This is a genomic window from Limimonas halophila, from assembly GCF_900100655.1.
Lineage (GTDB): Bacteria > Pseudomonadota > Alphaproteobacteria > Kiloniellales > Rhodovibrionaceae > Limimonas > Limimonas halophila.
Genome location: NZ_FNCE01000014.1, coordinates 25,540 through 42,530, shown reverse-complemented (window position 1 = coordinate 42,530; position 16,991 = coordinate 25,540). Strand labels below are relative to the sequence as shown.

16 protein-coding genes are annotated in these 16,991 nt (G+C 69.6%); 4 read left to right on the top strand and 12 right to left on the bottom strand.

Translation table 11 applies throughout. From position 1 onward, the window contains the following. The 3 genes from lysA to argH all read right to left on the bottom strand — a co-directional run. Positions 1-1,271 (bottom strand): diaminopimelate decarboxylase (lysA, locus tag BLQ43_RS13065; protein WP_090021842.1); only part of this gene is annotated, 1,271 nt, incomplete at its 3' end. Further along, entirely contained in the window at positions 1,268-1,465 is a 198-nt protein-coding gene (locus BLQ43_RS13060) for a hypothetical protein (RefSeq protein ID WP_090021838.1), read from the bottom strand. The genes BLQ43_RS13060 and lysA, both read right to left, overlap by 4 nt. Next, positions 1,462-2,874, bottom strand: a complete 1,413-nt coding sequence (gene argH / locus BLQ43_RS13055; protein ID WP_437123482.1) for an argininosuccinate lyase — start codon at positions 2,872-2,874, stop codon at positions 1,462-1,464. Before argH ends, BLQ43_RS13060 begins: the two co-directional genes overlap by 4 nt. 21 nt (positions 2,875-2,895) lie before the next feature. On the opposite strand from argH, the gene BLQ43_RS13050 reads away from it, so the two are divergent. Both BLQ43_RS13050 and BLQ43_RS13045 read left to right on the top strand, forming a co-directional pair. Next, positions 2,896-3,483, top strand: coding sequence for a TlpA family protein disulfide reductase (locus tag BLQ43_RS13050; protein ID WP_090021831.1), 588 nt, complete (start codon positions 2,896-2,898; stop codon positions 3,481-3,483). Between the two features lie 77 nt (positions 3,484-3,560). Next, positions 3,561-5,438: an ATP-binding protein gene (locus BLQ43_RS13045; RefSeq protein WP_090021827.1), complete on the top strand. Its 1,878-nt coding sequence runs from the start codon at positions 3,561-3,563 to the stop codon at positions 5,436-5,438. Between the two features lie 12 nt (positions 5,439-5,450). On the opposite strand, the gene BLQ43_RS13040 is transcribed toward BLQ43_RS13045, so the two are convergent. From BLQ43_RS13040 to BLQ43_RS13030, 3 genes are all read right to left on the bottom strand, one after another. Further along, positions 5,451-6,365 carry a 3-hydroxybutyryl-CoA dehydrogenase gene (locus BLQ43_RS13040; protein ID WP_090021823.1) on the bottom strand — a complete coding sequence of 305 codons (915 nt, stop codon included), beginning with the start codon at positions 6,363-6,365 and terminating at the stop codon, positions 5,451-5,453. A 93-nt stretch (positions 6,366-6,458) separates the two neighbouring features. Next, complete coding sequence (locus BLQ43_RS13035) at positions 6,459-7,406, bottom strand: FAD-binding protein (protein WP_090021819.1); 948 nt, start codon at positions 7,404-7,406, stop codon at positions 6,459-6,461. 137 nt (positions 7,407-7,543) lie between these two features. Then, on the bottom strand, positions 7,544-8,110 hold the full coding sequence (locus BLQ43_RS13030; protein ID WP_090021815.1) for a cob(I)yrinic acid a,c-diamide adenosyltransferase: 567 nt from the start codon (positions 8,108-8,110) through the stop codon (positions 7,544-7,546). Between the two features lie 318 nt (positions 8,111-8,428). Here BLQ43_RS13030 and BLQ43_RS13025 point away from each other — a divergent pair, with 318 nt between their 5' ends. Together BLQ43_RS13025 and BLQ43_RS13020 are read left to right on the top strand one after the other, a co-directional pair. Continuing rightward, the gene (locus BLQ43_RS13025; RefSeq protein WP_143006287.1) at positions 8,429-9,133 is read left to right on the top strand and encodes a DUF6134 family protein; all 705 of its coding nucleotides are present in this window, start codon (positions 8,429-8,431) and stop codon (positions 9,131-9,133) included. 14 nt (positions 9,134-9,147) lie between these two features. Continuing rightward, complete coding sequence (locus tag BLQ43_RS13020) at positions 9,148-10,479, top strand: MFS transporter (RefSeq protein ID WP_090021808.1); 1,332 nt, start codon at positions 9,148-9,150, stop codon at positions 10,477-10,479. Between the two features lie 410 nt (positions 10,480-10,889). On the opposite strand, the gene BLQ43_RS13015 is transcribed toward BLQ43_RS13020, so the two are convergent. The 6 genes from BLQ43_RS13015 to BLQ43_RS12990 form a co-directional block, all read right to left on the bottom strand. Next, complete coding sequence (locus tag BLQ43_RS13015; RefSeq protein WP_245659591.1) at positions 10,890-11,843, bottom strand: ferritin-like domain-containing protein; 954 nt, start codon at positions 11,841-11,843, stop codon at positions 10,890-10,892. Positions 11,844-11,982: 139 nt separating this feature from the next. Then, positions 11,983-12,396, bottom strand: coding sequence for an ATP synthase F1 subunit epsilon (gene atpC, locus BLQ43_RS13010; RefSeq protein WP_090021805.1), 414 nt, complete (start codon positions 12,394-12,396; stop codon positions 11,983-11,985). 14 nt (positions 12,397-12,410) lie between these two features. Further along, complete coding sequence (atpD, locus tag BLQ43_RS13005; protein ID WP_090021802.1) at positions 12,411-13,844, bottom strand: F0F1 ATP synthase subunit beta; 1,434 nt, start codon at positions 13,842-13,844, stop codon at positions 12,411-12,413. 46 nt (positions 13,845-13,890) lie between these two features. Beyond that, positions 13,891-14,820 carry a F0F1 ATP synthase subunit gamma gene (locus BLQ43_RS13000; RefSeq protein ID WP_090021798.1) on the bottom strand — a complete coding sequence of 310 codons (930 nt, stop codon included), beginning with the start codon at positions 14,818-14,820 and terminating at the stop codon, positions 13,891-13,893. Positions 14,821-14,856: 36 nt separating this feature from the next. Next, on the bottom strand, positions 14,857-16,386 hold the full coding sequence (gene atpA / locus BLQ43_RS12995; protein ID WP_090021795.1) for a F0F1 ATP synthase subunit alpha: 1,530 nt from the start codon (positions 16,384-16,386) through the stop codon (positions 14,857-14,859). A 2-nt stretch (positions 16,387-16,388) separates the two neighbouring features. Continuing rightward, complete coding sequence (locus BLQ43_RS12990) at positions 16,389-16,943, bottom strand: F0F1 ATP synthase subunit delta (protein WP_218119215.1); 555 nt, start codon at positions 16,941-16,943, stop codon at positions 16,389-16,391. Positions 16,944-16,991 lie beyond the last annotated feature (48 nt).

The following is a 16,991-nucleotide window of genomic DNA, read 5'->3' as shown; positions in this document are numbered from 1 at the left end:
GTCAGCCAGTCCGCCACTGGTTGCATCGCCATCACGGCGTCGTGGTCCGGCGGACGCTGGACGACGGCCCAGCGGTTGCCGTGGACCATCACTTCGGGCGCCGGCAGCCGCGCATTGTACATCGACGCCATGACCGCGCCATAGGCCCCGGCGGAGCGGATCGCCAGAAGATCGTCCTGGGCGATCGGCGGCAGGGAGCGCGCCGTGGCGAAGGTGTCGGCCGTCTCGCAGACGGGGCCGACGACGTCGACCGGCGACAGCCCCGCGTGGCCGTGCGGCTCGGCCACGGGCGTGATGGCGTGGTGCGCGTCGTAGAGCGCCGGGCGGATGAGGTCGTTCATGCCTGCGTCCACCACCACGAAGGGCCGCGCGCGGCCGGGCTTCACGTAGGTCACGCGCGTCACGAGGACGCCAGCGTTCGCCACCAGGAAGCGCCCCGGCTCGAACGCCAGCTCGGCGTCCAGCGTGCCCACGCTGCGCGCCACCACCTCGGCGTAGGCCTCGGGGTCCGGCGGCGGTGTGGCGTCGTCGTAGGCGATGCCCAGGCCGCCGCCCATGTCCAGGCGGCGCAGCGGCCAGCCCTCGGCGCGCAGCTCGCCGTACATCGCCGTCAGGCGGTTGAAGGCGCGCTCGAACGCCGAGAGGTCGTAGATGTGCGAGCCGATGTGGACCGCGAGCGCCACCACGTCCAGGCGCGAGAAGCGGCGTGCGGTTTCCAGCACCTCGCCGACGTCGGGCGCGTCGATGCCGAACTTGTCGCCCGCGCGGCCCGTGGCGATCTTGTGGTGCGTGCTGGCGTCCACGTCCGGGTTCACGCGGATGCCCACGGGCGCGCGCACCCCCATTTCGTTCGTCAGCTCGCCCAGCAGCTCCAGCTCGGGCTGGGATTCCACATTGATCTGGTGGATGCCGCTTTCCAGCGCGTAGGCCAGCTCGTCGCGCGTCTTGCCCACGCCGGAGAAGACGATGCGGTGGGGCGAGATCCCGGCCGCCAGCGCCCGGCGCAGCTCCCCGCCCGAGACGACGTCCGCGCCCGCGCCGCGCGCGGCCAGGGCGCGCAGCACCGAGAGGTTGCCGTTCGCCTTCACGGCGAAGCAGACCAGCGGCTTGCGCCGCGTGGCGCTTTCCAGCGCCCCGGCGAAGCGGTCGAAGGCCGCCTGCATGGCGTCCTGGCTGTAGACGTAGCAGGGCGTTCCCACCTGCGCCGCCACGGTGTCCAGCGGAACCGCCTCGGCGTGCAGGCGGCCCTCGTGGTAGGCGAAACCCGTCACGTGGTGCTCCCGGTCGGGGCGTCGTCGGTGCTGTCGGTGGAATCGGGGCTGTCGGTTTGGGGCACGACCGTTTCCGGTGCGGGGTAGGTGCGCGGGTAGGTCGAGCCCTCCGGCGGCTCCAGCGTGCCGCGCTTGCCGCAGGCCGCGGCCGCGAGCGCGGCCAGCATCAGCGCCGCGGCGACCCGCGCCGTCACAGGAAGCGCTCCCGCGCGCGGGCGGCCGCCGCGCGCACGGTGTCGGGCGCCGTGCCGCCGAGGGAGGTGCGGCTGGCGACGCTGCGCTCCACGGTCAGCACGCCGAAGATGTCCTCGGTGATCCGCGCGTCCTCCGCCTGCATCTCCGCCAGCGTCAGTTCCGGCAGGTCGCGGCCCGTGCGCTCGGCCAGCGCCACCAGCCGGCCGGTGACGTGGTGCGCCTCGCGGAAGGGCATGCCCGCCTCGCGCACCAGCCAGTCGGCGAGGTCCGTGGCGGTGAGGAAGCCGCGCTGCGTGGCCGCGCGCAGGTTTTCGGCGTTGGGCGTCATGTCGGCGATCATGCCGGCGGTGCAGGCGAGGCACAGCTCCAGGGTGTCGGCCGCGTCGAAGACGGGCTCCTTGTCCTCCTGCATGTCCTTGCCGTAGGCCATCGGCAGGCCCTTCATCACGGTCAGCAGGTTGATCAGCCCGCCGATCACGCGCCCCGCCTTGGCGCGCACCAGCTCCGCGCCGTCGGGGTTCTTCTTCTGCGGCATGATGGAGCTGCCGGTGGTGAAGGCGTCCGACAGCTCGACGAAGGCGAAGCCCTCGCTGCACCAGATCACCAGCTCTTCCGAAAGGCGCGAGAGGTGCGTCGCCGCGATGCTGGCGGCGCCGAGGAATTCCAGCGCGAAGTCGCGGTCGGCGACGCTGTCCAGGCTGTTCGCCGTGGGCGCGTCGAAGCCGAGGGCTTCGGCGGTCATCCCGCGGTCGATGGGGAAGGCCGTGCCCGCCAGCGCCGCCGCGCCCAGCGGGCATTCGTTGAGGCGCTTGCGCGCGTCCGCCAGGCGTCCGCGGTCGCGGCCGAACATCTCGACGTAGGCGAGCATGTGGTGGCCGAGCGTGACGGGCTGCGCCGCCTGCAGGTGGGTGTAGCCCGGCATCACCAGCTCGGCACCGTTTTCGGCCTGCTCGATCAGGGCCTTCTGGACCGCCGCCAGCTCGCCGTCCAGGCGGTCGATGGCGCCGCGCACCCACAGGCGCAGGTCGGTGGCGATCTGGTCGTTGCGCGAGCGCGCGGTGTGCAGGCGCCGGCCGGGCTCGCCCACCAGTTCCGTCAGCCGCGCTTCCACGTTCATGTGGATGTCTTCCAGCGCGGCCGAGAAGGTGAAGGTGCCGGCCTCGATCTCGCGACGAATGGTCTCGAGTCCGTCGCGGATGGCTGCGTCGTCGGCTTCGGCTATGATGCCCTGATGCGCCAGCATGGCGCTGTGCGCCTTGCTGGCGTCGATGTCCTCGGCGTACAAGCGCTGGTCGAAGCCGATCGACGGGTTGATGGCGCGCATCGCCGCGGCGGGGCCGCCGGTGAAGCGGCCGCCCCAGATGGCGCTCGGCTGCTCGTCGTTGGCTGTGGGATCGTCGCTCATGATGGGCAAGGGATAGCGAACGCGATGCGCGAAGGAAAGCTTGGCCTGATCGGTGTCTGCGCCGCGCTGCTGCTGGGCGTGGGCGTGCTCTCGGCCGTCCCGGCGAGCGCGGGGGGACCGCCGCTGAAGGGCAGTTTCGGCGAGCGCATGGAGCTGCGCAAGTCGCCCCAGAGCACGCCGGACGTGGCGTTCAAGACCCGCGAGGGCGAGCGGGTCACGCTCGCCGATTTCGAGGGCGAGGTGCTGGTCCTCAACTTCTGGGCCACGTGGTGTGCCCCCTGCGTCGAGGAGATGCCCACCCTGGAGGCCCTGCACACGGACATGCGCGACGCCGGGGTTCACGTGCTGGCCGTGTCGCAGGACCGCGGCGGCATGGACGCCGTGGGCCCCTTCCTGAAGAACCGCGTGGACGTGCCCGAGTTGCCCATCTACCTGGATTCCGACGGCAAGCTGGCGCGCGCCTTCGACGTGCGCGCCATGCCCACCACCTTCGTGCTCGACGCCGAGGGCCGGGTGATCGGCAACGTCACCGGCCCGCTGGACTGGAACAGCGACAACGTGCAGGCCTTCCTGCGGCACTACGCGGACAAGGCCGAGGGCAACGGGGGCTGATTCGCGCCGCGCGCGGTTATCGCACAGCTTTTCGAGCTTAAACGTATCGAAACCCGGTTGCCCGCACGCTCGGCGGCATGACGGTGGTGCCCCTGCGGACGGCCGGGCCCGATGTCGAAGCCCTCGCCGAAGCGCGCGCCCGCCTCGATTGGGCGGGCCTGATGGCGCGCATCCGGCCGCATGCCGCTGACGAGGCGGATGCAGGGGTTCTGGCGCACGCGATTCTCCTTCAGCACGCCCAGCGCCTGGGCGACGCGGTGTTCGCCGGTGAACTGGCCGACCGGCTGTCGTACCGCTGGTTTTGCGGGCTGAGCGCCGGGGACCCGACGCCGACGGCGGAGCAGCTGGCGCGGGCCCGCCGGGCGGCCGACGCGGACGGCTTCCTGAGCCGCGAGGCGGCGGCCGCGCTTGCCGGCCCCGTGGCCGAGGACGCTGAACCACCGGACGCGCTCGACGACCGGGTGCGCTCGCTGATCCGCGAGGCGCCCATTCCCATGGCCCTCGCGCGCCCCAGCGACGGCTGCGTCTACGTTGCCAGCCGGCGCCTGAACGCGCTGCTGCGCGCGCCGTGCCGCCCGGACTGCGAGCCGCTGGCCGGCTACACGGCCGGAGCCTTTCACGCCGTGCCCGAGGACCGCGAGGCGGCGATGGCGCGGTTGGCGGAACACGGCGGTTTCACGGAGCTGGAAACGGAGCTGTCGCGGCTGGACGGGCGCACCTTTCCCGCGCGGGTAGCCTACGCGCCCTTCTGGCTCGCGGGTCAGGCGTGCCTTCTCGTCACGGTCCACGACATCAGCGCGGAACGCAGCGCGCAGGCGGACCTGCGCTACCGCACGGCGTTCCACGAAACGCTGTCGGAGCTGTCGCCCGACGGCATCCTGGTGGTGGACGACCGCCGCCGCCCCATCTTCCACAACCGGCGTTTTCTGGAAATCTGGAACATGCCGCCGGAGCTGATCGACGAGAACGACGGCGACGAGCTGTTCCGCTACGCCCAGAGCCAGGTCGCCAACCCCGCCGCCTTTCTCGCCCGCATGCGCAAGCTCGCGGCCGACCCGGCCGAAATCGGCTACGACGAGATCGCGCTCACCGATGGCCGCGTCGTGGAACGCTACACCGGCCCGATGCGCGATCGCGACGGGGGGTATCTTGGCCGCGTCTGGTTCTTCCGCGACATCACGGCCCACAAGCGGCTGGAGCGCGAGCTGCGCGAGGCGCGCGACCGGGCTGCCGCGGCGGACGCGGCGAAAACCCGCTTTCTGTCCACGATGAACCACGAGCTGCGCACGCCCCTGAACGCGGTCATCGGTTTCGCCGACGTCATCCGGCGGCGCCTCTTCGGCGACGACGTGGCGACCTACGCGGGCTACGCGGAGACGATCCACGAAAGCGGCCAGCATCTGCTGGCGCTGGTGGACGACGTGCTGGACATGGCGAAGCTGGAGCGCGGCGCCTACAACCTCGACGAGGACTGGGTCGCGCCGCGCGAGGTGGCGGCGCCCAGCCTGCGCATGGTGGGACCCCAGGCGGAGCGGGCCGGCGTCGAGCTGGCGGACGAGCTGCCGGCGGACCTGCCCCACCTCTGGGCCGATGCGCGCGCGCTCCGGCAGATGCTGCTCAACCTGCTGGCCAACGGCGTCAAGTTCGCGGGACGGGACGGCGCGGTGCGCCTGCAGGGGCGGATGACGGCGGATGGCGGCGTGACGATTGAGGTTGCCGACACCGGCCCCGGCATCGCCGCGGAGGACCGCGAGCGCGTGATTCAGCCCTTCGAGCAGGCGGTCAGTCAGCTTTCGCGCGACCACAAAGGCGGCACGGGCCTGGGACTGAGCATCACACGCAACCTGATCGAACTGCACGGCGGGTCGCTGGACCTGGCGGGCGAGCCGGGCGCGGGCACGGTGGCGCGCCTCTATCTCCCGGCCGAACGGGTTGCCGCCGCGGGCGGAAGATAAAAGCGGCGCCCGTTACCGCGTCGGCACCGGCGTGTCGCCGCTGTAGTCGTAAAAGCCGCGGCCCACTTTGCGCCCGTACCAGCCGGCCTCGCAGTACTTCACCAGCAGCGGGCAGGGGCGGTACTTGCTGTCGGCGAGGCCGTTGTGGAGCACGTGCATCACGGCCAGGCAGGTGTCCAGGCCGATGAAGTCGGCCAGTTCCAGCGGGCCCATGGGATGGTTGGCGCCCAGCTTCATCGCCGTGTCGATGGATTCGACGCCGCCCACGCCCTCGTAGAGGACGTAGACCGCCTCGTTGATCATCGGCAGCAGGATGCGGTTGACGATGAAGGCCGGGAAGTCCTCGGCCACGGCCGGCGTCTTGCCGAGCTTGAGCGCCAAATCGCGCACCACCCGGAAGGTCGTCTCCTCGGTAGCGATGCCGCGGATCAGCTCCACCAGCCGCATGACCGGCACGGGGTTCATGAAGTGCATGCCCATGAACCGGCCCGGCCGGTCGGTCATCGCCGCCAAGCGGGTGATGGAGATGGAGGAGGTGTTGGTCGCGACGATGGCGTCGGGGCGCAGGTGCGGCACCAGCGCCTTCAGGATCTGGCGCTTGATCGCCTCGTCCTCGGTCGCCGCCTCGATGACGACGTCGCAATCGCCGAACTGGCTGTAGTCGAGGCCGGTGGAAATGCGCTCGATCGCCGCGTCGCGCGTTTCCGCGTCGATGCGCCCGCGCTCCACGCCGCGATCCAGGTTCTTGCGGATTCTGGCGAGGCCGGCGTCCAGGCTCGCCTGGTCCTGGTCCAGCAGGCGCACGCCGTAGCCGCACTGGGCCAGCGTCTGGGCGATGCCGCCGCCCATCTGCCCGGCGCCGATCACGCCCACGCGCTTAATCTCGTCCGAACCCACGATGGGCCGGTCGTCGGTCTGGTTGAGCATGGCGCCCGTCCGGCCGCGTGAAACCGCCCGGCGCGTGTGCCGCGCCCGGCCCCGGCACGGCGGCGGGCCGCGCCGGGGCCGTCAGCGTCGCGCTCAGGACTGGACGTTGTCCAGTTCCTTTTCCAGCTCCGGCACCGCCTCGAAGAGGTCGGCGACGAGGCCGTAGTCGGCCACCGAGAAGATCGGGGCCTCCTCGTCCTTGTTGATGGCGGCGATGTACTTCGAGTCCTTCATGCCGGCGAGGTGCTGGATGGCGCCGGAGATGCCCACGGCGATGTAAAGGTCCGGCGCGACCACCTTGCCGGTCTGGCCGACCTGGTAGTCGTTGGGCATGAAGCCGGCGTCCACGGCCGCGCGGCTGGCGCCCACGGCGGCGCCCATCTTGTCGGCCACGCGCTCGATGAGCTGGAAGTTCTCGCCGCTGCCCACGCCGCGGCCGCCGGAGACGACGATGCGCGCGGAGGCCAGCTCGGGCCGGTCGGACTGGCTCAGCTCCTGGCCGACGAAGCTGGACAGACCCTGATCGCCCGGTGCGGCGACCTCCTCGATGGCGGCGCCGCCGCCCTCCAGCGCGTCGCCCTCGAACGCCGTGCCGCGCACCGTGATGACCTTGGTGCCGGCGCCGGCCTGCACCGTGGCGATGGCGTTGCCGGCGTAGATCGGGCGGCGGAAGGTGTCGGCGCCGATCACGCCCGTGATGTCGGCGACCGGCTGCACGTCCATCAGCGCGGCGGCGCGGCCGACGACGTTCTTGCCGGTGGAGGAGGCCGGCGCGAACACGTGATCGTACTTGGCGCCGTGCTCGGCGACCAGCGGCGCCATGTTCTCCGCCAGCTTGTGCGCCAGCGACTCGCCGTCCGCCAGGAACACGGTTGTCACGCCGGCGGCCTGCGCGGCCTGTTCGGCAACGGCGCGGCAGTCGTGGCCGGCGACGAGGATGTCGATGCGGTCCGCGTTCAGCTCCTTGGCGGCCGTCAGCGTGGCGCGCGTGCCCGTCGTGAGCTGCTGACCGTCGTGATCGGCGATGACCAGGACGCTCATGGGTGTTCCCTTACGAGGTGTGTGGTGGGCGCGATGGTGTCGGCTGATGGGCGGGCGTGCCCCTTTGGGCCGCGCCGCAAAGCGCGGCGCACGATAGGGGGCGCCCGATGGGGCGTCAAGGCCGGCCAGATGCGGCTTTACGCCCGGTTTTCCCCGGGTTTCCAGAGCACGTCGCCGGCCCCGTCGGCGTTGGCGTGGCGCGCCAGCACGAACAGCAGATCCGACAGCCGGTTCATGTAGCGCAGGGCGTCCAGGTTGATGGCCTCGTCCTCCGCCAGCAGCGTGATGTCGCGTTCCGCCCGCCGGGCGATGCAGCGCGCCTGGTGCAGGTGGGCGGCGCCCGCGCTCCCGCCCGGCAGCACGAAGGACTTGAGCGGCGGCAGGTCCGCGTTGATCTCGTCCACGCGCGCTTCCAGCCACGCCACCTGATCCTCGGTGACGCGCAGCGGCGTGAATTCGGGCTCGTCCTGCTCGGGCGTGCACAGGTCCGCGCCCACGTCGAAGAGGTCGTTCTGGATGCGGACCAGCATGCGGTCGATGGCCTCGGGCACGTGCAGCCGCGCCACGCCGATGGCGGCGTTGGCCTCGTCCACCGTGCCGTAGGCGGTCACGCGCGGGTCGTGCTTGCGCACGCGCCGGCCGCTGCCGAGCGAGGTCTGCCCCTTGTCGCCGCCGCGCGTGTAGATGCGGGTGAGCTGCACCATGGCCTCGATTCCTTTCGATGGCGGGCGAGGAGAAGCGTAACGCCTGCGCGCCCGGGCTTCATCCGCGCCGTCCTGCGCTTTCAGACGTGATCTGGTGCGTGCCCGTCTGCGAACAAGCGGGTGCATCATCTTCGAGCATCGTGCGTGAGATCATGTTCGACGATCGAACGGAAAGCTTCGGGATAAGGTCCTGCTTTTTCCGTGCGAGCAGATTTGCGCACGAGCAAACGGAACCACGCCGGGATGGCCACGGCGGCGTGGGCGAGCGGAAAAAGCTGGTTCCGTTTTACGGCGATCTGCTCTGGGGGAGCGTGCGCGATGGCGCGAGGCGGATGGCTTGCGGCGGCGGCATTCGGGATGGCGGCTCTCGCCCCCGCGGCGGAGGCGGGCGCCGCGACCGAGGAAGGGCGCATGCGCTTCGCCGTCCACTACGACGGGGACCGCATCGGCATGCACGAGCTGCGGTTCACGCGGCTGGGGCCGGACAGCCTGCGCGTCGAGATCGCCATCGACCTCAAGGTCGGCTTCGCCTTCGTCACCTTGTTCCGCTACACCCACCGCAACGAGACGCAGTGGGAACAGGGCGAGCTCGTGCGCATGAGCGCGCGGACGAACGACGATGGCACCAAGCACCGCGTCCAGGCTGAGCGCACGGACGAGGGGCAGCTCCGCGTCACGGACGAGAACGGCACAACGCGCACGATGCCGGGCGACACCCTGCCGTCGACCTACTGGATGACGGCGACGGTCGAGCGCGCGCAGCTCCTCAACACCCAGAAGGGCAATCTGGCCGAGATCACCGTGGCGCAGCACCCCAAGACGGACTTGGTCCCGACGCCGGAGGGCCGCGTGCCGGCGCAGGGCTACACGATGTCCGGCGGGTTGGACGCCAAGGCCTGGTACGACGAGCAGGGGCGCTGGGTGAAGCTGACCTTTCAGGCGCGCGGCAGCACGGTGCGCTACGAACTGATCGAGCGCAGCGGTTTCGTGCCCACCTCGCCGAAGCTCGACTCCAAATCGTGACCGGACCTGCCGCGATGGACGAAACGCGGCGGCTGCTCCGGCCGTGGCAGCTGCTCGCCTACGCCGGGCCGGGCATTCCGCTGGCGGTGCTGCTGCTGCCGCTCTACGTCACGCTGCCCACCTACTATGCAGACGACCTGGGCGTGGGCTTCGCCGCCGTGGGCACGGTTCTCTTCCTCGTGCGCCTGTGGGACGTGGCGAGCGACCCTCTGATCGGCGTTCTCTCCGACCGCTCGCCGAACGCCTTCGGCCGCCGGCGGCCGTGGATGGTGGCGGGTGTTCCCATCCTGGTGCTCGCGGCGTGGCAGCTGTTCGCGCCGGCGGCCGGGGTGGGCTGGCCGCACCTGCTGATCTGGACGGTCCTGCTCTACCTTGGCGGCACGATGATCATGGTCCCCTACACGGCCTGGGCCGCCGAGCTGTCCCCCCACCACCACGAGCGCTCGCGGATCGCCGCCGTTCGGGAGGTGTCGCAACTCGTGGGCACGCTGCTGGCGCTGGGGATTCCGGCGCTGCTCGGCCTGGCCCGGCCCGACGTGATGACCGGCACGGCCCTGGGGCTGACGGTGCTGCTGCCGCTGGCCGTGGGGCTGGCGGTGTGGGGCCTGCCCGACCGGCCCATCGGGCCGGCGGCGAGCCATGCGGTCGCGCCGGGGCGCGCGCTCAAGCTGGTGTGGACGAACGGCCCCTTCCGCCAGCTGATCGGCGCCTACTTCATCAACGGCGTCGCCTACGGCCTGCCCGCGACGCTCTTCCTGCTCTACGTGGAGCACGTGCTGCGCGCGCAGGCGTGGGCGTGGCCGCTGCTGGGGCTCTACTTCGCCTGCGCCGTGGCGGCCGTGCCGGGATGGCTGTGGCTCAGCCGGCGCATCGGCAAGCACCGCGCCTGGATGGCCGCCATGGCGATGGCGGCGGCCGGCTTCTGGCCCGCGGCGCTGTTGGACGCCGGGCAGGTCGGCTGGTTCGTCCTCGTTTGCGTGCTGACCGGCGTGCCGCTGGGCGGGGAACTGGCCCTGCCGCCGTCGATGCAGGCGGACGTGGTGGACTACGACACCCTGCGCTCCGGTCGCCGGCGCGCGGGCCTCTTCTTCGCCGCCTGGGGCGTGGCGACCAAGGTGCCGCTGGCGCTCGCGGTCGGCATCGCCTTTCCCGCGCTCGACCTCGTCGGCTTCCAGCGCGAAGCCGCCGCGCAAACCGAGCCCGCGCTGTGGACCCTCGCCGGCCTCTACGCGCTGTTTCCCGTCTTCATCAAGCTGGCCGCCATCGCCATCGTCCGCGGCTACCCCATCGATGCCGCCGAACAAAACCGCATCCGCGACGCCCTCAACAAACATGAGGATGTTTAACCAAAAATGATCTTTGGAAACGACTGTCAGTCCAACGGACGCCTTCCAAGCGAGAGGTCGCGGAAATCTTGGGGAATGTGCCAGTCTCAACACAAAATGAGTTCGCACGATTGGTCGTGAGAGACCCATTCAGTGGCCGCGCGACGCCGGTGTCGAATGACAGATGGGATTAAACATCCTAGAGCATCGTGCGTGAAATCGCGTTTGCCGATAAAGCCGGAAACCTCACGATAGGTCCCCGTCTTTCCTGTGCGAGCAGATTCACGCACGAGCAAGCAGAATCACGCAGGTGATTCTGCTTTACGGCGATCTGCTCTAATGTTTACCGGCACTTTTCCCAAGACAGCCCCGATAATCTCGCTTGGAAGGCGTCCGTCTGACTGACAGATGCGATGAAACACGCGCGTGTTTCAGGCGCCTTTGCGGGCGAGGCTGCGGGCGCGGTGGCAGACGAACTGCCAGGCGAGCCAGGCGGCGGCGTCGGAGATCTTGGACTGCGGGTTGAAGCCGCTGGCCTTCCAGGTCATGGAGACGGCGCGTTCGATCTGCTTGGGCTGATAGTAGGTGAACGCCCGGCGCATGTAGGCCTGGTTGTAGGTGGTGCGGCTGTATTCGGCGTCGTAGGGGGCGTTCGCCGCGTAGTAGGCGTAGGACAACTCGTCGTCCTCGGTTTCGACGGCGCGGCCGAGCGCGATGCGGAAGCGCGACCACTTGGAGGGGTGCTCGCTTTCCAGATAGCGCTTCATGTGGGAGTAGAACATCTTGTAGTGCCGCAGCTCGTCGGCACAGATGCGCTTGCAGATTTCCTTGAGCACGGGCTCGTCGGTGGCGGTGCCCAGCGAGCCGTAGTAGGAGGACGTGCCGATCTCCACCATGCAGCGGGCGACCATCTCGCCGGAGCGGCTGCCGCGGATGGATTCCGTGGCGGTAATGTCGGGGCGGAAGCCCTCGACGAAGCGATAGAAGTGCTCGTTGTGGTCCCAGTTGGGGTCGGCGTACTCGCACCAGCGACCCAGCGATTCCCCGTGCTGGACTTCTTCGTACGCCCAGGCCTTGGCGTCCTCCTGGAAGTCGGGATCGTCGTGGAAGACGTTGCAGAGGTAGGTGGCGTAGTCGCGCGCGTTGTATTCGACGAGGCTGGCGGCCTTGGCGATCTTGAGGATTTCCGGATCGACCTGGGACGGGTCGAACTGGCTCCACGGAATGTCCGTCTCCATGTCCCAGTGGCGTTCGATCGACACCAGGGAGGTCTGGCGCTGATCATACTTGCCGGTGGGGCGCCCGTCCTTGTTGCCGCGGGGCATGTCCTGCGGCTGGGCCTGGGCCTGAACGGCGTCGTCCGTGGAAACCTGACTGTCGGCCATGTCGTCCGCCTCACGATTTCGGCGCGTTGGGATCACCGCGTGCTGTACGATGGGTTTCCCACCACGGGGATTTCAAGGCCCAACATGAAGAACCCCGCCAAAGGCGGGGTCCCTCGCAACGTCGGTTGGCCGGGCCGGGTCAGCCGGTGATGGCCCGCAGCCGGGCGTCGTTGACCTGGACGCGCCACGCCGCAGCGTCGCGCTCCTTCTCGTCCTTGGCGTCGTTGTAGTCGACGCGGGCGTTTTCGAGCGCTTTTTCGACCGCCGCCCGGTCGAGCTCGTCGACCTTTTCCGGGTGCTCGGCCAGGACGGTGCACCGCTCGCCGGTGACCTCGGCAAAGCCGCTGGCCACGAAGTAGCGCTCGTCCGGCTCGCGTCCGGACCGGCAGATCCCGATCACGCCCGGGCGGAGGGAGGAGATGAGCGGTGCATGCCGGGCCAGGACGCCGAATTGGCCTTCGGCGCCCGGCACGGTGACCATCTCGACATCCTCCGAGATCTCCAGCCGCTCGGGCGAGACCAGTTCGAAGGAAATGGCGTCGTTCGCGGCCATCGGCGTCCTCCCGGTCAGGCCGCCTCTTGGGCGAGCTTTTCGGCCTTCTCGACGGCTTCCTCGATGGTGCCGACGAGGTAGAAGGCCGCCTCGGGCAGGTGGTCGTAGTCACCCTGGCAGATGCCCTTGAAGCCCTTCACGGTGTCCTCGATGGACACGAGCTTGCCGGGCAGGCCGGTGAAGACCTCGGCCACGTGGAAGGGCTGGGAGAGGAAGCGCTGGATCTTGCGCGCCCGGGCGACGGTCAGCTTGTCCTCCTCGGACAGCTCCTCCATGCCCAGGATGGCGATGATGTCCTGCAGCGCCTTGTACTGCTGCAGGATGCGCTGCACCTCGCGCGCCGTCTCGTAGTGCTCCTCGCCCACGACGCGGCTGTCCAGGATGCGGCTGCTGGAGTCCAGCGGGTCGACGGCCGGGAAGATGCCCTGCTCGGCGATGGAGCGCGCCAGCACCGTGCTGGCGTCCAGGTGGGCGAAGGCCGTCGCCGGCGCCGGGTCCGTCAGGTCGTCGGCGGGCACGTAGATGGCCTGCACCGAGGTGATGGAGCCGGCCTGCGTGGAGGTGATGCGCTCCTGCAGGTTGCCCATCTCGGTGCCCAGCGTGGGCTGGTAGCCGACGGCCGAGGGAATGCGGCCCAGCAGCGCCGAGACTTCCTGGCCGGCCTGGGTGAAGCGGAAGATGTTGTCGATGAACAGCAGGACGTCCTTGCCCTCCTGCTCACGGAAGTACTCCGCCACCGACAGGCCCGTCAGGCCGACGCGGGCGCGGGCTCCCGGCGGCTCGTTCATCTGCCCGTAGACGAGCGAGGCGCGGGACTGGCCGCCGTCGGTCCGGATGACGCCGGAATCCAGCATCTCGTGGTAGAGGTCGTTGCCCTCGCGCGTGCGCTCGCCGACGCCGGCAAAGACCGAGTAGCCGCCGTGGGCCTTGGCGACGTTGTTGATCAGCTCCTGGATCAGCACCGTCTTGCCCACGCCGGCGCCGCCGAAGAGGCCGATCTTGCCGCCGCGCGGGTAGGGCTCGAGCAGGTCGATGACCTTGATGCCCGTCTCCAGGATCTCGGTCTCGGTGGACTGGTCCACGTACTCCGGCGCTTCCTTGTGGATCGACGCCGTTCCGGCCTCGGTCTCGATGGGGCCGCGCTCGTCGATGGGCTCGCCGATGACGTTCATCACGCGGCCCAGCGTCTCCGGCCCGACCGGAACGGAGATCGGCCCGCCGGTGTCGGTGACCTCCTGGCCGCGGACGAGACCCTCGGTGCCGTCCATCGCGATGGTGCGCACCGTGGTCTCGCCGAGGTGCTGCTCGACCTCAAGCACGAGCCGTCGGCCCTGGTTGTCGGTCTCGAGCGCGTTCAGGATCGCCGGCAGGTCGCCCTCGAATTGGACGTCCACCACAGGTCCCATGACCTGGGTGACCTTGCCGACGAGGTTCTTGCCAGTCGCCATCGCGTTGCTCGCTCCCCTCGTGGCGTGGCCGCGTGTGCGCCGCCAGTTACTTCATCGACTCCGCGGCGGAGACGATCTCGTTCAGCTCGGTCGTGATGACCGCCTGGCGCGTGCGGTTGTAGGTCATCGTGAGCTTATCGATCATGTCGTCCGCGTTGCGCGTGGCGCCGTCCATGGCGGTCATGCGCGCGCCCTGTTCGCCGGCGTTGTTCTCCAGCAGGGCGCGGTAGACCTGGACCGCGAGGTTGCGCGGCAGCAGGTCGGCCAGGATCTGCTCCTCGGCCGGCTCGAAGATGTAGCTGCCGCCGGCGCCGGCCGCATCGCCCTCGCTCTGGGCCGCGGACTCCGCGTCCTCGCTCTCGCCGGGTGCCGCTTCCTCGTGCACCGAGAAGGGCACCAGCTGCATCGTCGTCACGATCTGACGGATCGGCGACTTGAAGCGGGCGTAGATGAGGTTGCAGACGTCGAACTCGCCGTCGCCGTACATCTCGGTGATGCGATCGGCGACGCGCCGGGCGGAATCGTAGTTCAGCTCCGGCTTGGCGATGTCCTCCAGGGTGTCGACGATCAGGCTCTGGTAGCCGCGGCGGAGCTGGTCGCGGCCCTTGCGGCCGACGCACAGCACCTTGACCGTCTTGCCCTCTTTTTGAAGCGCGTCGATGCGCCGGCGCGCCTCGCGCACGATGTGCGTATTGAAGCCGCCGCACAGGCCCCGGTCGGTCGTGCAGACCACGATCAGGCGCGTCTGGTCCTGGCCCGTGCCCGCCAGCAGCGCGGGCACGCCCGGCCGGCCCTCGACGCCCGCAGCGAGCTCACCGAGCATGCGCTGCATGCGCACCGCGTAGGGCCGCGCCGCCTCGGCCTGTTCCTGGGCGCGGCGCAGCTTGGCGGCCGCGACCATCTTCATGGCCGAGGTGATCTTGCGCGTCGACCGAACCGAGTTGATGCGGTTGCGGAGTTCCTTGAGGCTGGCCACGGCGTGTCGCCTCCCGACCGTTTCACCCGAGCAGGGTTAGGCGAACTTCTTCGAGAAGTCCTTGATGAAGCTCTGAAGGCGCTCCTCGAGGTTGTCGGAGATCTTGCCTTCCTCGCGGATGGCCTTGAGCAGCTCCTGCCCGTTGGCGCGGAACTCGTCGAGCAGCTGCTTCTCGAAGCGCTGCACGTCCGAGGTCTGCAGGTGGTCCAGGAAGCCGCGCACGCCGGCGAAGATCGCCACGACCTGCTCCTCGACCTTGAGCGGCGAGTACTGGTCCTGCTTGAGCAGCTCGACCAGCCGCGCGCCGCGCTGCAGCAGGCGCTGCGTCGAGGCGTCGAGGTCGGAGGCGAACTGGGCGAAGGCCTCCATCTCGCGGTACTGCGCCAGGTCCAGCTTGATGCGGCCGGCGACCTGCTTCATCGCCTTCGTCTGGGCGGAGGAGCCAACGCGCGAGACGGAGATGCCCACGTTGATCGCCGGGCGCACGCCCTTGTTGAAGAGCTCCGTCTCCAGGAAGATCTGGCCGTCCGTGATGGAAATCACGTTCGTCGGGATGTAGGCGGCGACGTCGCCGGCCTGCGTCTCGATGATCGGCAGCGCCGTCAGCGAGCCCGCGCCGTGATCCTCGTTGAGCTTCGCCGCGCGCTCCAGCAGGCGGGAGTGCAGGTAGAAGACGTCGCCCGGGAAGGCCTCGCGGCCCGGCGGCCGGCGCAGCAGCAGCGACATCTGGCGGTACGCAGTGGCGTGCTTCGACAGGTCGTCGTAGGTGAGCATCGCGTGCATGCCGTTGTCACGGAAGTACTCACCCATGGCGCACGCCGCATACGGCGCCAGGAACTGCATCGGCGCGGGCTCGGAGGCCGTGGCCGCGACGATGATCGAGTAGTCCAGCGCGCCCTGGTCTTCCAGCGTCTTGACGAGCTGGGCGACGGTGGAGCGCTTCTGCCCGATCGCGACGTAGATGCAGTAGAGCTTCTTGGACTCGTCGTCCGTGTCGTTGACGGACTTCTGGTTCAGGATCGTGTCCAGCGCGATCGCCGACTTGCCGGTCTGGCGGTCGCCGATGATGAGCTCGCGCTGACCGCGCCCGATCGGGACCATGGCGTCGATCGCCTTGAGCCCGGTCTGCATGGGCTCCTCGACCGACTTGCGCGGCATGATGCCGGGCGCCTTGACGTCGGCGCGGCGCTGCTCGGTGGCGTTGATCGGGCCCTTGCCGTCGATCGGGTTGCCCAGGGCGTCCACGACGCGGCCCAGCAGCTCCTTGCCCGCGGGCACGGAGACGATGCGGCCGGTGCGCTTGACCGTGTCGCCCTCGCGGATGTGGCGGTCCTCACCGAAGAGAACGATGCCGACGTTGTCGGTTTCCAGGTTCAGCGCCATGCCCATGACGCCGCCCGGCAGCTCGACGAGCTCGCCGGCCTGAACGTTGTCCAGCCCGTAGACGCGCGCGACGCCGTCGCCCACGGACAGGACCTGCCCGACCTCGGCGACATCCGCCTCGGCGCCGAAGCTCTCGATCTGCTCCTTGAGGATGGCGGAGATTTCCGAAGCGCGGATGTCCATCGTCACCCAGCCCCTTTCAGCGCGTGTTCAAGGCGATTGAGCTTGCTGCGCAGCGAGTTGTCCACCATGCGCGAGCCCACGCGCACGACCATGCCCCCGATGAGGGAGCGGTCGACCGTGGTCTCCAGATGGACCTTCCCGCCCACGCTCTGCCGCAGCGCTTCTTCCAGCTGCTGCGCTTGCTTGTCCGTCAGCTCGCGCGCGACGGTCACCTGGGCGGTGATCTCGCCGCGCCGGCGCGCGAGTTCGTCCAGATAGGCCTGCGCCATCTCGGGCAGCGCGAACAGCCGCCCGTTGCGCGCCACGAGCTGGACGAAGTTGACCGTGACCGGATCGGCGCCGGCGTCGTCCATGACCCGCTTCATGGCCGCGACCTGCCGCTGCCGGCCATAGAGGGGATTGCGGATGAAGCGGCGCAGGTCGTCGCTGTCCGCGATGAGCTGCTGGAGCCCGCGCAGATCCTCGGCGACCGCGTCCAGCTTCTTCTTCTCGTCCGCGAGTTCCAGCAGCGCTTGCGCGTAGCGCGCCGCCAGCCCGCTCATCAGGGTCGATGCCACCGCGTCAGCCCCCCGAAGTATCCTGCGGAAGATGTCCGGTGCGTACCA